Raw genomic sequence first — 18,698 nt, 5'->3', positions numbered from 1 at the left:
GCAAAAGGTCTCCCCGTAGAACAACGGACATGAGATAGCTTCCGGTCGGGGAAACGAACAAGCGAGCACAGGATGAAGGCGGTCGTCGTCGAGCAATATGCGCCCATCGATCAGATCGGGCTGAAGGAGATCGCCACGCCTGAGGTGGGACCGGGTCAGATCCGGGTCCGGGTGCACGCCGCGAGCATCGGCTTCGTCGACGGGTTGAAGGTCGAGGGCCGCTATCAGACCAAGGATCCGCTGCCGTTCACGCCCGGCGCCGAGTTCGCCGGCGTGGTCGATGCGGTGGCGGGCGACGTCACCGGCTTCACGCCGGGCATGCGGGTGATGGGCGCCGGGCGGTCCGGCGCGCTCGCGGAGTCCGTTGTGGTGCCGGCCGACGCCGTCGAGGTGATGCCCGACGGACTGTCGATGGAGGCCGCCGCCGCATTCCGCACCAACTACCTCACCGCGCTCTATGCGCTCGGCGAACGCGGCACCCTTCGGAATGGCGAGCAGTTGCTGGTGCTGGGCGCCGCCGGCGGCACCGGCATTGCCGCGATCCAGATCGGCAAGCTGCTCGGCGCCCGCGTTATCGCCGCGGCCTCGACCGAGGAGAAGCGCAGTTTCGCGGCGAGCTTTGGCGCCGACGCCGTCGTCGACTACACCAGGCCCGACTGGCGCGACGCAGCGAAGGACGCGACCGGAGGTGGCGGCCCCGACGTGATCTTCGATCCGGTCGGCGGCGAGGTGTCCGTGCAGGCGTTCCGCTCGATCGCCTGGAACGGCCGTCACGTCGTGGTCGGCTTTGCCGCCGGCAGCATCCCCGCTTTGCCGTTCAATTTGCCGCTGCTCAAGGGCGGCCTCCTGATCGGCGTCGACGCCGCCCAGATCGCGCGCCGCGAGCCGGACGCGCAGACCCGGGTGATGAGGCAATTGTCGGCCTGGCTGAACCACGGCGAACTCGTACCAGTCGTCGGCAAGGTGTTCGCGTTCGAGGATTTTCGATCGGCGTTCAAGACCATGCAGAGCCGCGCCGCACTCGGCAAGATGGTGGTGCGGATCGGCTAGCGAGACCTGCGCTGCCGTCACGTCAGCCTCCGTGTCGTCCTGCGAAGGCAGGGACCCATCCTGCGGCGACCTGGATGATGCATGGCGACGTGGATAGAGGCCGCGCCGGCAAAACTATCATGCGTTATTGTCGCCGCATTCGACGCCCCCTACCGTTCCGGAAAACCGAGCAGAGGCAGGACAATGCAGGACATGCTGACGCATCTGGAGAAATTGCGCGCCGACGCGGCGGAGTGCGCATTGATCCGGGATCTCGCCACCGACATCAAGAAGCGCGAGCTGTTCACCAAGCTGGCGGAGCATCTGTCCGCCCTCGCCGCGGAGGTCGAAAAGGCCGTTGCCGCGCAGCGCAGGGAAGGCGAAGCCAGCTGAGGCGTGCCTTGCGGTCCTCCGACGGGCGGTGGCCGGCGCCCTCGCCTGATCAAGCAGCACAACAAGTTCAGGAGATCGACGTAGCGAACGCCACAAGTGGCTGGGAATGCGCAGATTTCGCTCAGCGGGAACCAGCGATGCGAAGGCGCGTTATCAGGTTCATCCAACGGTTGAGGAGTAACACCCTGCCAGCTCCGGTTTTGCGCCGCTCCTGGCGGGTGGCTGCTCCGTCGGCGCGGGCACGTATTGCACCTCCGGGCATTTTGATCGTGGCACCTATTGTACAGCCAAGACTCGGCAAGACACTGCAGCGCGCGCCCGGGCGGCCGTCAGAGACGACGCGATGAAGAACGACAAGGCCATCTGGTTCGTCTCGTTCGCGCTCAGAACCCCCGACGCCGGACACCATCGCTTCGCCCGCCAGACCCGCACCTTTCCCAATGAACAGGAAGCCAAGATCTTCGCGCGCGGTCTGCTCGACCAGACCGAGGACATCAGCGCCGGGACCATCAACCCGCACACGCCCAGGCGCGTGATCGCGCCGGCGGCGATCGTGACCTGGGTCGGTGATACCTGAGGCGTGTGCCAGTTCTCCCGCCTGGTCGACCAGGCGGTCGCCGAGCCCCGCTCTAGCCAATTCCGCGGCAAGCAGACAGAATGCCGACCCTGCCGGCCAATGAGCGAGACCGTGGAGGAGCCATCGCAAACCGCGCCCTTTGCACCGTTCGAATGGATGCTCTCCGCACGCTACCTCCGGGCGCGTCGCAGGGAAGGCTTCATCTCGGTCATCGCCGGGTTTTCGTTTCTGGGCATCATGCTCGGCGTCGCCACGTCGGTTCCTGTCATGGCTGACCGGCATCCAGCTGTTCCCGCCCGAACTCTATTTCCTGTCCGAGCTGCCGGCGGAGGTCGACGCAGCGCAGACCGCGGCCATCGTGATCATGGCGCTGACGCTGTCGTTCCTTGCCACGCTCTATCCGTCATGGCGCGCAGCGCGGCTCGATCCGATCGAAGCATTCCGCTAACGCGGTCTGCTACAGGAAACGCGCCGGAGCGAACGGCGCGAGCGGAATCTCCGGCTCGCGGCCGCTCAGGAGTTGCGCGACCAGCCGGCCGGTGCGGGCCGAACCGACCAGCCCGACATGGCCGTGACCGAAGGCATAGACGACGTCGCGCATCGCGCGCGCGTAACCGATGCAAGGCCGCCCGTCGGGCATGCTCGGGCGATGGCCGAACCAGGTTTTGATGCGCGATGCCGGAATATCCTTCGGCAACTTCGGAAACATGCTGAGCAGATGCTCGCGCAAAATCTCGGCGCGCTTCCAGTTCGGTTCGGCGTCGAGGCCGGCGATCTCGACGGTGCCGGCGGCGCGCAGGCCCTTGTCGGTCCAGTTCACCACCATCTTGGCGTCGGACGCCATCATCGAATTGCGCGGACCCGACTCCGGGTTCTCGATCATGACGTGGTAGCCGCGCTCGGTTTCGAGCGGCAGGGTATCGCCGATCGAGGCGGTGAGCTGCTTCGAGCGGGCGCCGGCCGCGACGACGGCAGCGTCGCAGGCGATCTCGCCGCTCTCGGTGACGACGGCGACGAGCCGGTCGCCCTGCAGCTTGAGGCCGGTCGCCTTGGCGGCTACGCGCACCGCGCCGTTTGCGATCGCGTGCGCGGCAAGCGCCGCGACATAAGCGCCAGGATCGCGGCAGCGGCCGGCCTCCTCGACCACGACGCCGAACTTGTAGCGCGGATGCAAATCAGGCTCACGCTGGCGCATCTCGTTTTCGTCGAGCTCGAGCCATTCGATGCCGACGCGCTTTCGGATGCGCCAGCCGAGATCGCGGTCGAACGGCGCGCGCGAGGGAAACACGTGCATCACGCCGCGGCGCTCGATCAATTCGGGCACGCCGGCCTCTTCGGCGAGCCGCCGGTGCAGCAGCGGCGCGTCCTTCAGCAGGTCGCGCATCGCCCGCGCGGTGGCCTCGACCTGGGCCTCGGTCCGGCTCGACAGCAGATACTTGACCAGCCAGGGCAACGCCTTCGGCAGATACGACCAGCGGATCGCAAGCGGCCCGAGCGGGTCCATCAGATAACCCGGGACCTTTTTCCAGGTGCCGGGCTCGGCGGGCGGGATCACCGAATGCGACGACAGCCAGCCGGCATTGCCGTAGCTCGCGGCCTGCTCACCGCCGGGCTCCCCGGGATCGATCAGCGTGACGCGGTGGCCGGCGCGCAGCGCCTCGATGGCGCTGATCACGCCGACCGCGCCAGCGCCGATGATCGCGACGTGGCGACCGGCGAGCTTAGACATCAGGCCGTGGCCTCTCGTTGAGGCATGATCTGTTCGGAAAACCGCTTCGCACTTTTCCGGATCATGCCTGCTGCGGCACAAAATCCTTGCCGACCGACAGCGCGCGCTGATCGACCAGGCAGTGCAGGATCGCGGGCTTGCCCGAAGCCAGCGCGCGCTCGAACGCCGGCGCAAAGTCCTCGGTGCGCTCGACCCGCTCTCCATGGCCGCCGAACGCCTTGGCGTACAGCGCAAAATCCGGGTTCTTCAGCTGGGTGCCGACGACGCGGCCGGGATAATCGCGCTCCTGATGCATGCGGATGGTGCCGTATTGCGCGTTGTCGATGACGACGACGATCAGCGGCGCATCATACTGCACGGCGGTGGCGAACTCCTGGCCGTTCATCAGGAAGCAGCCGTCGCCGGCGAACGCCACGACGACGCGATCCGGATGATGCCGCTTGGCCATCACCGCCGCCGGCACGCCGTAGCCCATCGAGCCCGAGGTCGGCGCGAGCTGCGCGGCGAAGCTGTGGAAGCGATGGTGGCGGTGCAGCCAGCCGGCATAATTGCCGGCGCCGTTGCAGACGATGGCGTCCTTCGGCAGCCGGTCGCGCAGCCAGGTGACGACCTGGCCATACTGAAAATGGCCCGGCAGCTCGCGCGGCTTTTCGGTCCAGGCGAGATAGTCGGAATGCGCCTTGGTCGCCTCACCCTTCCAGGCCGGCGCGGCCGCGGGCTTCATGTTTTCCACGGCGGCGGCGAAGGCGGCGGGCGTGGCCTGGATCGCCAGCGCCGGCTGATAGACGCGGCCGAGCTCTTCGGAGCCCGGATGGATGTGGATCAGCTTCTGGCTCGGCACCGGAATGTCGAGCAGCGTGTAGGACGACGACGGCATCTCCGACATCCGGCCGCCGATCAGCAGGATGACGTCGGCGCCGGTGATGCGCGCCTTGAGCTGCGGGCTCGGGCCGATGCCGAGGTCGCCGGCGTAATGCGTGTGGTCGGCGTCGAACAGCGAGGCGCGGCGGAACGAGGTGGTGACCGGCAGATCGAAGCGCTCGGCGAAACGCGCGATGCCCTGCGCCGCCTCCGCGGTCCAGGCCGAGCCGCCCAGCACCACGATCGGCGCCTTGGCGCTCGCCAACATGGCGCCGAGCCGGTCGAGATCTGATGGCGCCGGCCAGGTCGCAGCGGGCTCGACCTTCGGCGCGTCGGCGACCGCGGCGGCCTCGGTCAGCATGTTTTCCGGCAGCGAGATCACGACGGGGCCGGGGCGGCCTTGCAACGCGACGCGGAAGGCGCGCGCCACCAGCTCCGGAATCCGGTCGGGCCGGTCGATCTCGACCGCCCATTTCGCCATGGTGCCGAACACCGCCTTGTAGTCGAGCTCTTGGAACGCCTCGCGCTCGCGCATGCCGGTGTCGACCTGGCCGACGAACAGGATCATCGGGGTGGAATCCTGCATCGCGATGTGGACGCCATGGGCGGCGTTGGTCGAGCCCGGGCCGCGGGTGACGAAGCAGATGCCGGGCTTGCCGGTGAGCTTGCCATATGCCTCCGCCATCATCGCCGCCCCGCCCTCGGCGCGGCAGATCACGACGTCGATCGGGCTGTCATGCAGGGCGTCCAGCGCCGCCAGATAGCTCTCGCCAGGCACGCAGGTGACGCGCTCCACCCCCTGCGCGACCAACTGGTCGATCAGGATCTGGCCTCCGGTCCGGGCATTGCTCTTGGTCATGACGGCTCCCTGCGGCTACTGGCGCGCGCCTTGGCCTCGCGCCGATCGTGGCCCCACGGGGTATGATAGACGGAAATAGGGTGCAAGACCGAAGCCGCGTCGCGCGGGCGAAGCGGCGTCTAGCCATGCGATAGGCAATGGGCAGCGCTGTTTCGTCATCGATTTCCGCAGAGCGGACGATCGCGAGATCGTCGCGACCCAGCCCCGGAGCGCAGGCGGGCAATCCTCCGCCGATTTCAGACCGGCTCTCGCCGCCAGTTTGCGGATGAAATGTTCCGCCACCGGTCAACCGGCTCGATCCGGACTCGCGCCGCGCCAAGATCAACCTGTGCGTGTTTCTCTCAACAATAGCCTCATCGACGACACGACCGCCTCGCGCTCATCGCGAGGCACCGGCCATCGCCCACAGCGCGCATGCGCGACGACGATGCGCAAGCATCGCCAACACCGGCGGCGCGCCGCTGTACGACATGAGTCCAACGCGTTGCAGCGCGCGATAACAGCACGGCACAAACTGCATAGAGCGCCGCGCCCTATGCACGATAACAATCATTCGAAGCGCACGCCTGCGTTTCCGTAAGACTACGGTGCAACGATCGGTCGCTTCGCGCCCTTCGTTGCATGATCGCGCGGATATCGCGGTAAATCGCCGTCTTACACAGCGATTTCGGCTGCGTGCATCGCATGCATCGCGCGTCGCATCCTGCACGGTCGCGCGCGGCGCTCGGCATGTGCTTTGGGATGGAACTCGAATCGCCTACGGTTTCGTACAGTCAGAAATTGTAAATCGTGTACGGCACCTGCCCGCCGTTCCGCTGCGGAAGGCATTTCTGCTGCCGATCAGGTGCACTCTTTTTGGTTCACCAATTGATACCAATGCTGGAGGCAATGCATGTTGGGGATGAAGAGTGTCGCAAGCGTGATCGGCTCCGATAGTTCATACCGGCTGCTCGACGATATGCCGATCAGTGTCATGCTCTGCGAGCTGGACAATTTCAGGATCACCTACATCAACGAGTCGACGCGGCAGAATCTGAAGAAGATCGAGCATGTGCTGCCGGTGAAGGTCGACGCGCTGATCGGACAATCGATCGACATCTTTCACAAGAACCCGCAGCATCAACGCCGGCTGCTGTCCGATCCGAAGAACCTGCCGCACAAGGCGCGCATCACCATCGGCGGCGAGACGCTCGATCTCACCGTGACGGCGATGACCAACGGGCGCGGACGCTATGTCGGGCCGATGCTGACCTGGGAGCTTGCGACCGAGAAGGCGCGGCTCGAAACTCAGACCGAGCGGCTGTTGCAGATGCTCGACAACATGCCGATCAACATCATGATGTGCGATACCGAGTTCAACATCACCTATATCAACCAGACCAGCCTGAAGACGCTCGACACCGTGAAGCATTTGCTTCCGGTCGCGCCGGAGAAGATCCTCGGCAACTCGTTCGACATCTTCCACAAGAACCCGGCGCATCAGCGCCGCATCGTCGGCGATCCCAGGAACCTGCCGCACGCGGCCAAGATCAAGCTCGGTCCGGAAACGCTCGACCTGCGGGCGTCGGGGCTCACCGACAAGCGCGGCAACTATACCGGCGCAATGCTGAGCTGGTCGGTTGTCACAGGCAATGTGAAACTGGCCGACGATTTCGAAAAGGACGTGAAGGGCCTTGCCGGAATGCTGGCGTCGGCCTCGACACAGATGCAGGGCACGGCCCGGTCACTGACGACGACTGCCGAATTCGTCAATCAGCGCTCGGCGAGCGCGGCGTCCGCCTCCGAAGAGCTGTCGTCCTCGGTCAACGAGATCAGCCGCCAGGTCGCCGAGGCGAGCCGCATCGCCCGCATGGCGGTCGAGGAAGCCGAGAAGTCCGACAAGCTGGTCGCGGGCCTCGTGACCATGGCGCAGAAGATCGGCGACGTCGTCGCCCTGATCAGCCAGATCGCCGGCCAGACCAACCTGCTCGCGCTCAACGCAACGATCGAGTCCGCCCGCGCCGGCGAGGCCGGACGCGGATTTGCCGTCGTCGCGTCCGAGGTGAAGGCGCTGGCCAACCAGACCGCCAAGGCCACCGAAGATATTTCGGCGCAGATCAACGAAATGCAGACCGCGACCGGCAACACCGCCACGGCGCTGAAGGCGATCTCGCAGGTCATCGTGCAGATCAGCGAGATCTCGACCGTGATCGCCAGCGCCGTCGAGGAGCAAGCGGCGGCCACCAAGGAGGTCACCGCCAACATCAACGGAACCACCAAGGCGATCGACGACGCCAGCAAGGCCGCGGAGAACGTTCTGGCGGCTTCCGGAGAGCTCGCCAGCAACGCGTCCGAGCTTGAAGTTCAGGTCGACAAGTTCCTCAAGAACGTGCGCGCGATGTAATCGCCGTCGGGATCGCGCGCTTGCCTATAGCGAGCGCGCGATCAACAGCTTCATGATCTCGTTGGTGCCGCCGTAGATCTTCTGGATCCGGGAATCGATGAACATCCGCGAGATCGGATATTCCTGCATGTAGCCGTAGCCGCCGAACAGCTGCAGGCATTCGTCGGCAGTCTCGACCTGCTTCTGCGAGCACCACCATTTCGCCATCGAGGCCGTCACCGTGTCGAGGTCGCCGGCGACCAGCCGTTCGACGCACCAGTCGACGAAGACGCGGGCGATCATCGCCTCGGTCTTGCGCTCGGCGAGTTTGAAGGCGGTGTTCTGGAATTCGAGCAGCGGCTTGCCGAACGCGGTGCGCTCCTTGGTGTAGTCGGCCGTGATCCTGACCGCGCGCTCCATCGACGCGACGGCGCCGATCGCGAGCGACAGCCGCTCCTGCGGCAGCTGCTGCATCAGCTGCACGAAGCCGTTGCCCTCCTCGCTGCCGAGCAGGTTTTCCGGCGGAACCGTGACATTGTCGAAGAACAGCTCTGAGGTGTCAGAGGCGTGCAGGCCGATCTTGTCGAGGTTGCGGCCGCGCCGGTAGCCTTCGGCGCCCGCGGTCTCGACCACGATCAGCGAGATGCCTTTCGAGCCTGCGCCGCCGGTGCGCGCCACCACGATGACGAGGTCGGCGGCCTGGCCGTTGGTGATGAAGGTTTTCTGGCCGTTGATGACGTAGGAATTGCCCTGCTTCTTCGCCGTTGTCTTCACGCTCTGCAGATCGGAACCGGTGCCGGGCTCGGTCATCGCGATAGCGCCGACCATCTCGCCCGAGGCCATCTTCGGCAGCCAGCGCTGCTTCTGCTCCTCCGAGCCGTAGTTGAGGATGTAGTGCGCGACGATCGCGCTATGCACCGACACACCCGTCGTCACCTCCGGCACCGTGCTCTCGATATCCTCGAGCACCGCGGCGTCATAGGCGAAGGTGGCGCCGAGACCGCCATAGGCCTCGGGCACGCTCGGCAGCAGCGCGCCCATCTCGCCGAGCGCGCGCCAGGCCGAACGATCGACCAGCTTCTGCTCGCGCCATTTCTCGGCGTGCGGCGCCAGATCCCTGGCGAGGAATTTGCGGAACTGGTCGCGGAAGACGTCCAGTTCCTCGGTCATCCAGGACGATCGGTACTGCATCATGCCCTCTTGGTTAGTTCTTGCTACTGTGTCCCAGACTGCTACGGCCGCTATGCCGCGAGCTATCCCCGTCATTGCGAGCGGAGCGAAGCAATCCATCGCACCGCATATGCGGATCGATGGATTGCTTCGTCGCTTCAGCGCAAAATTGCTTTGCAATTTTGTCGCTAGCGCTCCTCGCAATGACGGGGATGGAGCTGCGACACATCAGCGTAAGCGGTTTATGACGCCCTGAGCTAGATCAAAAGTCCGCCGCCGGCGACGATCACCTGACCGCTGATGTAATTCGATTCCGGGCTGCAGAACAGATAGACCGCGTCCGCCGCCTCCTCCGGCGTGCCGCCGCGGCCGAGCGGGATCATCCGGCCCATCGCCTCCAGCATCTGCGGCTGTACGCCGACCTTGATGTCGCGGCCGGCGACGTCGATGGTCTTCTGCTGGGTCTCGATCGGCTGGGTCAGGCGGGTGTTGATCAGGCCGAAGGCGACGCAATTAACGTTGACCTTGTAGCGGCCCCACTCCTTGCACATTGTCCGCGTCAGCCCGATCAGCGACGCTTTTGCCGAGGAATAGCTGGCCTGCCCGGCATTGCCGTAGAGGCCCGCGATCGAGGAGATGTTGACGACCTTGCGGAACACCTCGCGCCCGGCCTCGGCCTCTTTCTTGGCCATCACCCGGATCGGCTCGGCCGCCGCGCGCATGATGCGGAACGGGGCGACCAGATGCACGTCGAGCATGGCCTGGAACTGCTCGTCGGTCATCTTCTGGATCGTCGAGTCCCAGGTGTAGCCGGCATTGTTGACGATGATGTCGAGCCCGCCGAAGTGTTCGATGGCGCTGCCGACGAACCGATCGGCAAAGCCGGCCTCGGTAACGCTGCCATTGACAGCGACGGCGTCGCCGCCGGCCGCCTTGATCTCGGCGACGACGGCATTGCCCGGCTCGGCATCGAGATCATTGACCACGACGCGCGCGCCCTCGCCCGCCAGCTTCAGTGCAATCGCCCGCCCGATGCCGCGGCCCGACCCGGAGACGAGCGCGACTTTGTCTTGCAGTTTCGACATTCAAATTCTCCCTGAGACTAAGTTATGTGTTGCGGCCCGCTTCGCCTCTCCCCGCCTGCGGGGAGAGGCCGGAACGCATCGAAGATGCGTTCCGGGTGAGGGGGAGTCTCCGCGAATCCGTCTGTCAGACGCGTGTGTGGAGACGGCCCCTCACCCCAACCCTCTCCCCGCAAGAGCGGGGCGAGGGAGCGCATTCCCGTTGCGGCGCGACTTCTCCCCTACAGCGCGATGATTGCTTCCCCCGCGAGCTTCACCTCGCCGTGCTGATCCTTGGTCGTCAGCGCCAGCTTCGCCCGCTTCTCACCGCCCTGCTCCATCAGCTCGGTCACCGTGCCCTCGCAGGTCAGCTTCGCCCCGAGCTGGGTGATCGCGGCAAACCGCGTCGAGAATGAGCGGATGCGCGACGGCGCGACGGCATCGGTCAGCGCCTGACCCAGATAGCCCATGACGAGCATGCCGTGCGTGAACACGTCGGGAAAACCGGCGGCTTTCGCAAAATCGCTATCGACATGGATCGGATTGTGATCGCCGGAAGCCCCGCAATACAGCGCGAGGCGGTGGCGGGTGATCGGCGGAAACTCCTTGTGGACGATGACGTCGCCGACCGCTGGTTTCGCTACGCTCATGACGGCCTCGCATTGCGCACCACGACGGTGCGCCAGAGGTCGGCGACATGGACGCGGTCCTGGTTGGTGACCTCGGTTTCGACCACGATCAGCGTCATCGCTCCGCCCTTCTTGTCGGTCACGCTGGTGACGCGCGGCCGGAACGTCAGGGTGTCGCCGACCACGACCGGTGCGCGATAGTCAAAGCGCTGCTCGCCATGCAGCACGCGTGCGAGATCGATGTCGAGCGCGGTCAGGAACTCGAAGGGCACCGTCGCGTCCATCATCTCCAGGCAGAACAGATAGGTCGGCGGCACCGGCGCCGCCGCGAACCCGGCCGCCTGCGCGGCCGTCTCGTCGCGATAGATCGGGTTGCTCTCACCGAGGGTGTCGAGGAAGAAGCGCAGGCGTCCCGGCTCGACGCGCGCGGTGACGGGCGTAAAGGTGCGCCCGACAGCGGTTTGATCGACCATGGCGCGGCCTCAGACGCGTTCGTAGAGCGTGACGACGCAGGCGCCGCCGAGGCCGAGATTGTGCTGCAGGCCGATCCGCGCACCCTCCACTTGAGTGGCGGCCGCGGTGCCGCGCAGCTGCCGCGTCAGCTCGTAGCATTGCGCGAGGCCGGTGGCGCCGAGCGGATGGCCCTTCGACAGCAGGCCGCCGGACGGATTGGTGACGATCCTGCCGCCATAGCTGTTGTCGCCGTCGTCGATGAAGCGCTCCGCCTCGCCCTCGCCGCACAGGCCGAGCCCCTCATAGGTGATCAGTTCGTTATGGGCGAAGCAGTCGTGCAGCTCGACGACGTCGAGATCCTCGGGGCCGATGCCTGCGGTCTCGTAGACCTTCCTTGCGGCGTCGCGCGCCATGTCGTAGCCGACCACCTGCATCATGTCGTTGGCGCCGAAGGTCGACGGCGTATCGGTCGTCATCGCCTGCGCGGCGATGCGGACCTGCCTGTTGAGGCCATGCTGCTCGGCGAATTTCTCCGAGACCAGGATCGCGGCGGCGCCGCCGCAGGTCGGCGGGCACGCCATCAGCCGCGTCATGACGCCGGGCCAGATCACCTGGTCGTTCATCACGTCGTCGGCGGTGACCTCCTTGCGGAACAGCGCCAGCGGATTGTTCCTGGCGTGACGGCTGGCCTTCGCACGCACTTTTGCAAACGCACTCAGCGGCGTGCCGTATTTCTTCATGTGGCTGAGGCCGGCGCCGCCGAAATAGCGCAGCGCCAGCGGCACGCCGGGCGCGTCGACCAGCTTGTCGGCGGCGGCGTCGAAATCGTCGAACGCGCTGGGACGGTCGGTGAAGACGGCGCCGAGCGCGCCGGGCTTCATCTGCTCGAAGCCGAGCGCCATCACGCAATCGGCCGCGCCCGACTCGATCGCCTGCCGCGCCAGGAACAGCGCGGTCGAGCCGGTCGAGCAGTTGTTGTTGACGTTGACGATCGGGATCCCGGTCATGCCGACCGGATAGAGCGCGCGCTGGCCACAGGTGGAGTCGCCATAGACGTAGCCGACATAGGCCTGCTGAACCTTGCCGTAGTGGAGGCCGGCGTCAGTGAGCGCGAGCTTCGCCGCCTCTGCGCCCATCACATGATACGGCGCATTGGCGCCGGGCTTGACGAACGGGATCATGCCGACCCCGGCAACATAGGCGCGTGACGTCATCGCGTATCCTCCCGAAATTTACCCACTGGACTATTTATTACCCATGGGTAATATACGGGCGATTTCACGGAGTCAATGCGACAACGACTGCTCATGGACGCCCGCTCCCCCTCCAGCAACGAATCCCCCTGGCTGCCGTTCGAGAGCCGGCGCCGCGCCCGCGACGAGAAGCGCGAGGCGGTGCTGCGCACGGCGGTCGCGCTGTTCCTGGAGCAGGGCTATCACCGCGCCACGCTCAACGAGGTCGCCAGGCGGCTGAACATCACCAAGCCGGCGCTCTACAATTATTTCCGCGGCAAGGACGAGATCCTGTTCGAGTGCTGGGCGATCGGCAACGAGCTGGTCGACGAATGCATCGCCGAAACCTCGGCCGGCGGCGGCAGCGGCCTCGACAAGCTGCGCAAGCTCACGGTGCGCTACGCCGAGCTGATGACCGCGGACTACGGCAAGAGCCTGGTGCGCTTCGATCTCCGCGACCTCAGCGACGACAACCGCAAGATCGTGCAGAGCGCGAAGCGGCGGATCGACCGCGCCTTCCGCGACTACATCACGCAGGGCATCGCGGACGGCTCGGTCAAGCCGTGCGACCCAAAGCTGTCGGCGTTTGCGATTGCGGGCTCGCTGAACTGGATCGGGCACTGGTTCCAGCCGGACGGCGCGCTGAGCGGGCGCGCGGTGGCCGAGGAGTTCGCGATCCGCCTCACCGAAGGCATCGCCACGACTTCAAGGAATACGACATCAAGGAAGAAGGCGGACAAATCGCCTCGCAAGGGAAACGCACCAAGGGAGGAGCAGAGTGAACATCACGCACGGACTGCGGCGCGCGCTGCAGGTCAATCCAAACGGGCTCGCAGTCGTCTGCGGTGAGCGGCGCCGCAACTGGCGCGAGGTCGGCGAACGCGTCGCCCGCCTCGCCGCCGCCATTCGCTCGTTTGGCGCCAAGGATGGCGACCGCGTCGCGGTGCTGTCGCTGAACTCCGACCGTTATCTCGAGCTCTACCTTGCGGTCGGCTGGGCCGGCGCGGTGGTCGTGCCGCTGAACATTCGCTGGAGCCCGATCGAGAACGAAGACGCGCTGCGCGACTGCCGCGCCGACATCCTGTTCGTCGACAAGGCGTTCGCGCCGGTCGGCGCGACGCTGGCGAAGACCATTCCCGGCCTCAAGCTGGTCTATGCCGACGACGGCGAGACGCCCGCCGACATGGAGAATTACGAGACGCTGATCGCGCGCAGCGAGGCCATGCCGGATGCGATGCGCGGCCGCGACGATCTCGCCGGCATCTTCTACACCGGCGGCACCACCGGCCGCTCCAAGGGCGTGATGCTGAGCCACGGCAATCTGATGGCCAACGCGCTGAACGCACTCGGCGAAGGCCTGTGGCCGAGCAGCACGATCTATCTGCATGCGGCGCCGATGTTCCACCTCGCCAATGGCGCGGCGATGTACTCGGTGCTGCTGTCCGGCGGCTCCAACGTCGTGATCCAGGGCTTCACCCCAGACGGCGTCGCGGCCGCGATCCAGAAGGAGCGCGTCACCGACGTGCTGCTGGTGCCGACCATGATCCAGATGTTCGTCGATCACCCCACCCTGGGCAATTATGACCTGGCGTCGCTGCGGGGGATCGCCTACGGCGCCTCGGTGATCTCGGATGCCGTGCTGATGCGCGCGATGAAGGCGCTGCCGCATGTCGAGTTCACCCAGGCCTACGGCATGACCGAGCTGTCGCCGATCGCAACCGTGCTGCACTGGAAGGAGCATATCGGCGACGGCCGCGCCAAGGGCCGGCACCGCGGCGCCGGCCGCGCCACGCTTGGCGCCGAAGTGAAGATCGTCGACGCCGAGGACAAGGTGGTGCCGAGGGGCACCGTCGGCGAGATCGCGGTGCGCGGCGACATGGTGATGATGGGCTATTGGGAGCGGCCGGAAGAGACCGCACGCGCCGTGATCGACGGCTGGATGCACACCGGCGACGGCGGCTACATGGACGAGGACGGTTTTGTCTATGTCGTCGACCGCGTCAAGGACATGATCATCTCGGGCGGCGAGAACGTCTACTCGGCGGAGGTCGAGAATGCCCTCGCCCAGCATCCCGCGGTGGCGCAATGCGCCGTGATCGGCATCCCCAGCGACCGCTGGGGCGAGCAGGTTCACGCCGTCGTGGTGCTGAAGAGCGGCGCCAGCGCCACGCCGGAGGAGCTGGTGGAGCACTGCAAGACGCTGATCGCCGGCTACAAATGCCCGCGCAGCGTCGACATTACCGCGACACCACTCCCGCTCTCCGGCGCCGGCAAGATCCTGAAGCGCGAGCTGCGCCGGCCGTATTGGGAGAACCGCGACCGGCGGGTGAGCTGAGGCGGGCAAGCTCTAACCCCGTCATTCCGGGTCTGGTCCCGCGGACCATCCCGGAATGACGGACATTCATGACGCCATTCAATGGGAAACGTTGACATCGGAGCAAGCGACCGATTGGATCGATCAACATCAATCCAGCGAGTTCCGATGACACCCGATACCAATGCCAACGGCGTGCCGCGCCGCCTGATGCACCGCCGCTCCGTCGAATGCGTCGGCTATCTCCGCGATGACGGCCTGTGGGAGGTCGAGGCGCGACTGGTCGATACCAAGCCGTATGCGCGGGAAGACCGCCATCGCGGCCTGCAGCAACCTGAGGATCCCGTGCACGACATCCGCCTGCGGCTCGCGGTCGACGACAGGTTTACCATCCGCGAAACCGGCACCACGATGGCTTCGACGCCCTACCCGTCCTGCCTCGACGTCGAGGGCATTTTGCAGCGCCTGGTCGGCGAGCGCATCGGCAAGGGCTGGCGCGAGATCGTCAGGCGCAAAATCGGCAAGCTCGAGACCTGCACGCATCTCGCCGAGCTATTGGGTCCGGCGGTGACGACGCTGTTCCAGACCGCGACCTCGGGCAAGGACCCGGAGGGCCGCGGCGCGCTCGATCACCAGCACGATGCCAAGGAGCCGCCGTTCTTTGTCGGCGGCTGCTATTCGTGGCGGCTGGATGGGCCGGTCGTGGCGGAGATCTTTCCGCAGTTTGCGAAGAAGCCTGACGTCACGCAGGATTCGTGAGCTAGCGCTCACGCCAGGCGCGCATCAACTGATCGGAAAACGGCTTGACGAGGTATGACATCACCGTGCGCTGGCCGGTCTGGATGAAAGCCTCGACCGGCATGCCCGCGATCAGCTTCAACTCTCCCAGCCGGGCGATCTCCGCCTCCGGCACGGCGATGCGGGCCACATAGAAGCTCGCCGTGCTCTTCTGGTCGACGGCGACATCGGCGGAAACCTGGCTGACTTCACCATTGATCTGCGGCGTGGTGCGCTGGTTGAAGGCCGTAAAGCGCAACAGCACCGGCTGCCCCATCGACACGCGATCGATCTCATGCGGGGGAATACGCACCTCGACGACGAGTGCGTCCTGGCTGGGGACGATGAGCATGATCTGCTCACCGGGACTGATGACGCCGCCGATGGTGTGCAGCGCCAGCTGATGCACGGTGCCATCCTGCGGCGCACGGATATCGATGCGCTTGAGCTGATCTTCGGCCGTCACCCGTTTCTCGACCAATTCCGCGGTCTTGGCGCGAATCTCGGCGAGGTCCTTTCCCACCTCGGTGCGCAAATCCTGGTCGATCTGTATCATTTGCAGCGTGGTCTCGGTGATGCGCCCCCTGGTTTCGGCGATAGCGGCGACCAAAGCGCCACGTTCGCCATGCAGGCGCGCCGCGTCGCGCTCGAGTGTCGTCAGGCGAGTGATCTGGACCAGATTCTTGCGCCACAGATCGCGTACGCCCAGAAGCTCCTGGTCGATGAAGTTGGTCTCGCGGTCCTTCGCCTGGATCTGCTCGTCGAGCCCGCGGATCTGCTCGCGAAGCTGGCCGATCCGCTCGTTGAGCTGCGCCTTCTTGCCGGCGCGGGCGGTGCGGCGCAGCTCGAACAGCTTGCGCTCGCCGGCGAGCAGCCGACTGACGTCCCGGTCAGCGGCGCGTGCGGTGAGGTCGTCTGGAAAGTCGAGACGGTCCTGATCGTCGCGTTCCGCCTCGAGCCGCGCCCGGCGCGCCGTCTGCTCGTCCAGGCTCTTTACAACGATGAGGAGATTGGCCCGCGTCACCGTCTCGTCGAGACGCACGATCACGTCGCCGGCTTTCACCCGGGCGCCCTCCCGGACATTGAGCTCGCCGACCACGCCGCCGGTCGGGTGCTGCACCTTCTTGGTATAGCTGTCGACCACCAGCGTGCCGGAACCGATGACGGCGCCGGCCAATTCCGTGGTCGCGGCCCAGCCGCCGGCGCCACCGGCGAGAATGATGACGCCCGCAAGGCCGGCGCGCAGGTGGCGACGGATCGCATACGGAACCACGTTCAACGGCTCGCGGTTCATGAACTTGCCCCTTCCGTTATGATCTTGAACGGCGCCACCGGCCGTGGCGGCGTCATCTTCGCCAGCAGCGCGTGCTTTGGCCCGAACGCGTGCACGCGCCCCTCGGCCATCACGACCAGTTGGTCCACAGCGGCGAGCGCGCTGGTCCGATGCGCGACGACGATGACGATGCCGCCGCGCGCGCGCACGCCCTCAATGGCGTGGGTCAGGGCCTGGTCGCCTTCGGCGTCGAGGTTGGAGTTGGGCTCGTCGAGCACCACCAGGAAGGGATCGCGATAGAGCGCGCGCGCGAGTGCGATGCGCTGCCGCTGTCCGGCCGAGAGCGCCGTGCCGGCTTCGCCGATCGGCGTGTCGTAGCCCTTCGGCAGTCGCAGCACCATCTCATGCACGCCGGCGGCGCGCGCGGCGGCGATCATCGCCCCCGCATCGGGGGCCAGTTCGAAACGGTTGATATTCTGCGCCACGGTGCCGGCGAACAGCTCGACGTCCTGCGGCAGATAGCCGATGTGGCGGCCGAGCGCCTCGGAGCTCCATTGGTCGAGGGCGGCGCCGTCCAGCCGCACCTTGCCGCGCGCCGCCACCCACACGCCGACGATGGCGCGCACCAGCGACGACTTGCCCGATCCGCTCGGGCCGACCATGCCAAGTCCCTGTCCCGGTTGCAGCGCGAATGAAGCGTCCATCACGACGGCGCCCTGTTCGCCCGGCGGCGCCACGAAGACGGCCTCGACCGCGAGGCCTTTGCAAGGCGGCGGCAGCGGTGTCTTCTCTTCCTCGGCCGGGAGCTGCGCCCACTGCTGCTGCAGCCGTTTCCAGCTCTGCCGGGCTGCGATCAGGCTTTTCCAGTGCGCGATGGCGAGCTCGACCGGCGCGAGCGCGCGCGACGCGAGGATGGAGCCCGCGATGATGATTCCGGCCGTCGCCTCCTGGATGATGACGAGATAGCCGCCGACGCCGAGCACCGCAGATTGCAGCACCATGCGCAGCACCTTGGAGACGGATCCGAAACCGCCGGTGATATCGGCGGCGCTACGTTGGGTGGCCATGTAGCTGTCATTGGCCTGCGCCCAGCGCGCGGCAAGGCGCCCGCGCATGCCCATCGCCTGCAATACCTCGGCATTGCGGCGGCTGGCCTCGGCGAGCGCATTGCGCTGCGCGATCTGCCCGGCAACTTCCCTGGTGCGCGTACGCGTCAGCCGGTCGGTCAGCAAAGTGAGGGAAATGAGCACCACCGAGCCGATCGACGCCGTGAGCCCGATCAATGGATGAAACAGAAAGCAGATCGCGAGATAGAACGGAATCCACGGCAAGTCGAACAGCGCAGTCGGGCCGAGGCCGGAGAGATAGCTGCGCACCTGGTCGAGGTCGCGCACCGGCTGCAGTCCGTCGCCGCTGGCGCGCGCTCGCAGCGGCCAGCGCACGACGATGTCATAGGCGCGCCCCGAGAACGCGCGATCGAGCCACTCCCCGATGCGGACAAGGATGCGCCCGCGCAGAATGTCGAGGAACGCCTGAAACGCATAGAGGGCGCCGACCAGCGCGGCAAGACCGACCAGCGTCGGCACGCTGCGGCTTGGCACCACGCGGTCGTAGACTTCCAGCATGAAGAACGAGCCGGTCAGGTACAGCACGTTCAGCATGGCGGTCATCAGGCCAAGCCCGACCAGCACGCCGCGGCAAGCCTGAAGCGGCGAGGTCTGATGCGCGTCCGCTGGCGGGTTCGCTGGCGCGGCGGTGGTCGTCGCGCGACGTCGCTTCCAGACCAACCCAATGAGAATCAGGGCCACCGCGACGAGCGGGCCGATGCGCAGGGCGAACTTAACCGGATCCGCCGCATATCCGAGGATCTCGCCATACCAGGCGGTGAAGCTATCCGGCATCGGAGATACTCCGCGCGAGTACGGTGCGCTCACTCCGCAACTTTGCGCAGGAAGTGCGACCGAACGCAGGCAGCGCCG

16 protein-coding genes and 1 pseudogene are annotated in these 18,698 nt (G+C 66.2%); 8 read left to right on the top strand and 9 right to left on the bottom strand.

The window, feature by feature from the left end:
- Nucleotides 1-72: 72 nt before the first annotated feature.
- The 4 genes and pseudogenes from XH93_RS17515 to XH93_RS17500 form a co-directional block, all read left to right on the top strand.
- Entirely contained in the window at nt 73-1,050 is a 978-nt protein-coding gene (locus tag XH93_RS17515) for an NADPH:quinone oxidoreductase family protein (RefSeq protein WP_194474480.1), read from the top strand.
- A 183-nt stretch (nt 1,051-1,233) separates the two neighbouring features.
- Complete coding sequence (locus tag XH93_RS17510) at nt 1,234-1,422, top strand: hypothetical protein (protein WP_139482717.1); 189 nt, start codon at nt 1,234-1,236, stop codon at nt 1,420-1,422.
- Nucleotides 1,423-1,765: 343 nt separating this feature from the next.
- The gene (locus XH93_RS17505) at nt 1,766-1,999 is read left to right on the top strand and encodes a hypothetical protein (RefSeq protein ID WP_139482716.1); all 234 of its coding nucleotides are present in this window, start codon (nt 1,766-1,768) and stop codon (nt 1,997-1,999) included.
- A gap of 247 nt (nt 2,000-2,246) precedes the next feature.
- Nucleotides 2,247-2,447 (top strand): annotated as a pseudogene (locus XH93_RS17500) (lipoprotein-releasing system transmembrane subunit LolC); the annotation flags it as partial.
- A gap of 9 nt (nt 2,448-2,456) precedes the next feature.
- On the opposite strand, the gene XH93_RS17495 reads toward XH93_RS17500, so the two are convergent.
- Both XH93_RS17495 and XH93_RS17490 read right to left on the bottom strand, forming a co-directional pair.
- On the bottom strand, nt 2,457-3,728 hold the full coding sequence (locus XH93_RS17495; protein WP_194474479.1) for an FAD-binding oxidoreductase: 1,272 nt from the start codon (nt 3,726-3,728) through the stop codon (nt 2,457-2,459).
- A 61-nt stretch (nt 3,729-3,789) separates the two neighbouring features.
- Nucleotides 3,790-5,448, bottom strand: a complete 1,659-nt coding sequence (locus tag XH93_RS17490) for a thiamine pyrophosphate-binding protein (protein WP_194474478.1) — start codon at nt 5,446-5,448, stop codon at nt 3,790-3,792.
- An 892-nt stretch (nt 5,449-6,340) separates the two neighbouring features.
- Between XH93_RS17490 and XH93_RS17485 the strand changes: the two genes are divergently transcribed.
- Complete coding sequence (locus XH93_RS17485; protein ID WP_194474477.1) at nt 6,341-7,831, top strand: methyl-accepting chemotaxis protein; 1,491 nt, start codon at nt 6,341-6,343, stop codon at nt 7,829-7,831.
- 24 nt (nt 7,832-7,855) lie between these two features.
- On the opposite strand, the gene XH93_RS17480 is transcribed toward XH93_RS17485, so the two are convergent.
- The 5 genes from XH93_RS17480 to XH93_RS17460 form a co-directional block, all read right to left on the bottom strand.
- Nucleotides 7,856-9,001, bottom strand: a complete 1,146-nt coding sequence (locus XH93_RS17480; protein WP_194474476.1) for an acyl-CoA dehydrogenase family protein — start codon at nt 8,999-9,001, stop codon at nt 7,856-7,858.
- A gap of 236 nt (nt 9,002-9,237) precedes the next feature.
- On the bottom strand, nt 9,238-10,065 hold the full coding sequence (locus XH93_RS17475) for an SDR family NAD(P)-dependent oxidoreductase (protein ID WP_194474475.1): 828 nt from the start codon (nt 10,063-10,065) through the stop codon (nt 9,238-9,240).
- A gap of 218 nt (nt 10,066-10,283) precedes the next feature.
- Nucleotides 10,284-10,691 carry a MaoC family dehydratase gene (locus XH93_RS17470; RefSeq protein ID WP_194474474.1) on the bottom strand — a complete coding sequence of 136 codons (408 nt, stop codon included), beginning with the start codon at nt 10,689-10,691 and terminating at the stop codon, nt 10,284-10,286.
- Nucleotides 10,688-11,143, bottom strand: coding sequence for a MaoC family dehydratase N-terminal domain-containing protein (locus XH93_RS17465; RefSeq protein ID WP_194474473.1), 456 nt, complete (start codon nt 11,141-11,143; stop codon nt 10,688-10,690). The genes XH93_RS17470 and XH93_RS17465 overlap by 4 nt, the downstream gene beginning before the upstream one ends.
- Before the next feature lie 9 nt (nt 11,144-11,152).
- Nucleotides 11,153-12,337 carry a lipid-transfer protein gene (locus XH93_RS17460; protein ID WP_194474472.1) on the bottom strand — a complete coding sequence of 395 codons (1,185 nt, stop codon included), beginning with the start codon at nt 12,335-12,337 and terminating at the stop codon, nt 11,153-11,155.
- A 93-nt stretch (nt 12,338-12,430) separates the two neighbouring features.
- On the opposite strand from XH93_RS17460, the gene XH93_RS17455 reads away from it, so the two are divergent.
- From XH93_RS17455 to XH93_RS17445, 3 genes are all read left to right on the top strand, one after another.
- Nucleotides 12,431-13,204, top strand: coding sequence for a TetR/AcrR family transcriptional regulator (locus tag XH93_RS17455; protein WP_194474471.1), 774 nt, complete (start codon nt 12,431-12,433; stop codon nt 13,202-13,204).
- Complete coding sequence (locus XH93_RS17450; RefSeq protein ID WP_194474470.1) at nt 13,134-14,690, top strand: long-chain-fatty-acid--CoA ligase; 1,557 nt, start codon at nt 13,134-13,136, stop codon at nt 14,688-14,690. Before XH93_RS17455 ends, XH93_RS17450 begins: the two co-directional genes overlap by 71 nt.
- 147 nt (nt 14,691-14,837) lie before the next feature.
- Nucleotides 14,838-15,428, top strand: coding sequence for a DUF2889 domain-containing protein (locus tag XH93_RS17445; protein WP_194474469.1), 591 nt, complete (start codon nt 14,838-14,840; stop codon nt 15,426-15,428).
- A 1-nt stretch (nt 15,429) separates the two neighbouring features.
- Here the strand turns inward: XH93_RS17445 and XH93_RS17440 are convergent, their stop codons facing one another.
- Both XH93_RS17440 and XH93_RS17435 read right to left on the bottom strand, forming a co-directional pair.
- Complete coding sequence (locus tag XH93_RS17440) at nt 15,430-16,740, bottom strand: HlyD family type I secretion periplasmic adaptor subunit (protein ID WP_194474468.1); 1,311 nt, start codon at nt 16,738-16,740, stop codon at nt 15,430-15,432.
- Nucleotides 16,737-18,620 carry a type I secretion system permease/ATPase gene (locus tag XH93_RS17435; protein ID WP_256436625.1) on the bottom strand — a complete coding sequence of 628 codons (1,884 nt, stop codon included), beginning with the start codon at nt 18,618-18,620 and terminating at the stop codon, nt 16,737-16,739. Before XH93_RS17435 ends, XH93_RS17440 begins: the two co-directional genes overlap by 4 nt.
- Between the last annotated feature and the right edge of the window lie 78 nt (nt 18,621-18,698).

The sequence above is a fragment of the Bradyrhizobium sp. CCBAU 51753 genome, from assembly GCF_015291565.1.
In the GTDB taxonomy this organism is placed as follows: domain Bacteria; phylum Pseudomonadota; class Alphaproteobacteria; order Rhizobiales; family Xanthobacteraceae; genus Bradyrhizobium; species Bradyrhizobium ivorense.
This window is presented reverse-complemented; position numbering and strand designations above follow the sequence as displayed.

What these genes read in the sequence shown, in the direction of transcription:
- XH93_RS17485 (WP_194474477.1), top strand. Translation starts at nt 6,341, where the DNA reads ATGTTGGGGATGAAGAGTGTCGCAAGCGTGATCGGCTCCGATAGTTCA.
- XH93_RS17475 (WP_194474475.1), bottom strand. Translation starts at nt 10,065, where the DNA reads ATGTCGAAACTGCAAGACAAAGTCGCGCTCGTCTCCGGGTCGGGCCGC.
- XH93_RS17460 (WP_194474472.1), bottom strand. Translation starts at nt 12,337, where the DNA reads ATGACGTCACGCGCCTATGTTGCCGGGGTCGGCATGATCCCGTTCGTC.
- XH93_RS17465 (WP_194474473.1), bottom strand. Translation starts at nt 11,143, where the DNA reads ATGGTCGATCAAACCGCTGTCGGGCGCACCTTTACGCCCGTCACCGCG.
- XH93_RS17515 (WP_194474480.1), top strand. Translation starts at nt 73, where the DNA reads ATGAAGGCGGTCGTCGTCGAGCAATATGCGCCCATCGATCAGATCGGG.
- XH93_RS17440 (WP_194474468.1), bottom strand. Translation starts at nt 16,740, where the DNA reads ATGAACCGCGAGCCGTTGAACGTGGTTCCGTATGCGATCCGTCGCCAC.
- XH93_RS17470 (WP_194474474.1), bottom strand. Translation starts at nt 10,691, where the DNA reads ATGAGCGTAGCGAAACCAGCGGTCGGCGACGTCATCGTCCACAAGGAG.
- XH93_RS17455 (WP_194474471.1), top strand. Translation starts at nt 12,431, where the DNA reads ATGGACGCCCGCTCCCCCTCCAGCAACGAATCCCCCTGGCTGCCGTTC.
- XH93_RS17480 (WP_194474476.1), bottom strand. Translation starts at nt 9,001, where the DNA reads ATGCAGTACCGATCGTCCTGGATGACCGAGGAACTGGACGTCTTCCGC.
- XH93_RS17505 (WP_139482716.1), top strand. Translation starts at nt 1,766, where the DNA reads ATGAAGAACGACAAGGCCATCTGGTTCGTCTCGTTCGCGCTCAGAACC.
- XH93_RS17495 (WP_194474479.1), bottom strand. Translation starts at nt 3,728, where the DNA reads ATGTCTAAGCTCGCCGGTCGCCACGTCGCGATCATCGGCGCTGGCGCG.
- XH93_RS17445 (WP_194474469.1), top strand. Translation starts at nt 14,838, where the DNA reads ATGACACCCGATACCAATGCCAACGGCGTGCCGCGCCGCCTGATGCAC.
- XH93_RS17435 (WP_256436625.1), bottom strand. Translation starts at nt 18,620, where the DNA reads ATGCCGGATAGCTTCACCGCCTGGTATGGCGAGATCCTCGGATATGCG.
- XH93_RS17510 (WP_139482717.1), top strand. Translation starts at nt 1,234, where the DNA reads ATGCAGGACATGCTGACGCATCTGGAGAAATTGCGCGCCGACGCGGCG.
- XH93_RS17490 (WP_194474478.1), bottom strand. Translation starts at nt 5,448, where the DNA reads ATGACCAAGAGCAATGCCCGGACCGGAGGCCAGATCCTGATCGACCAG.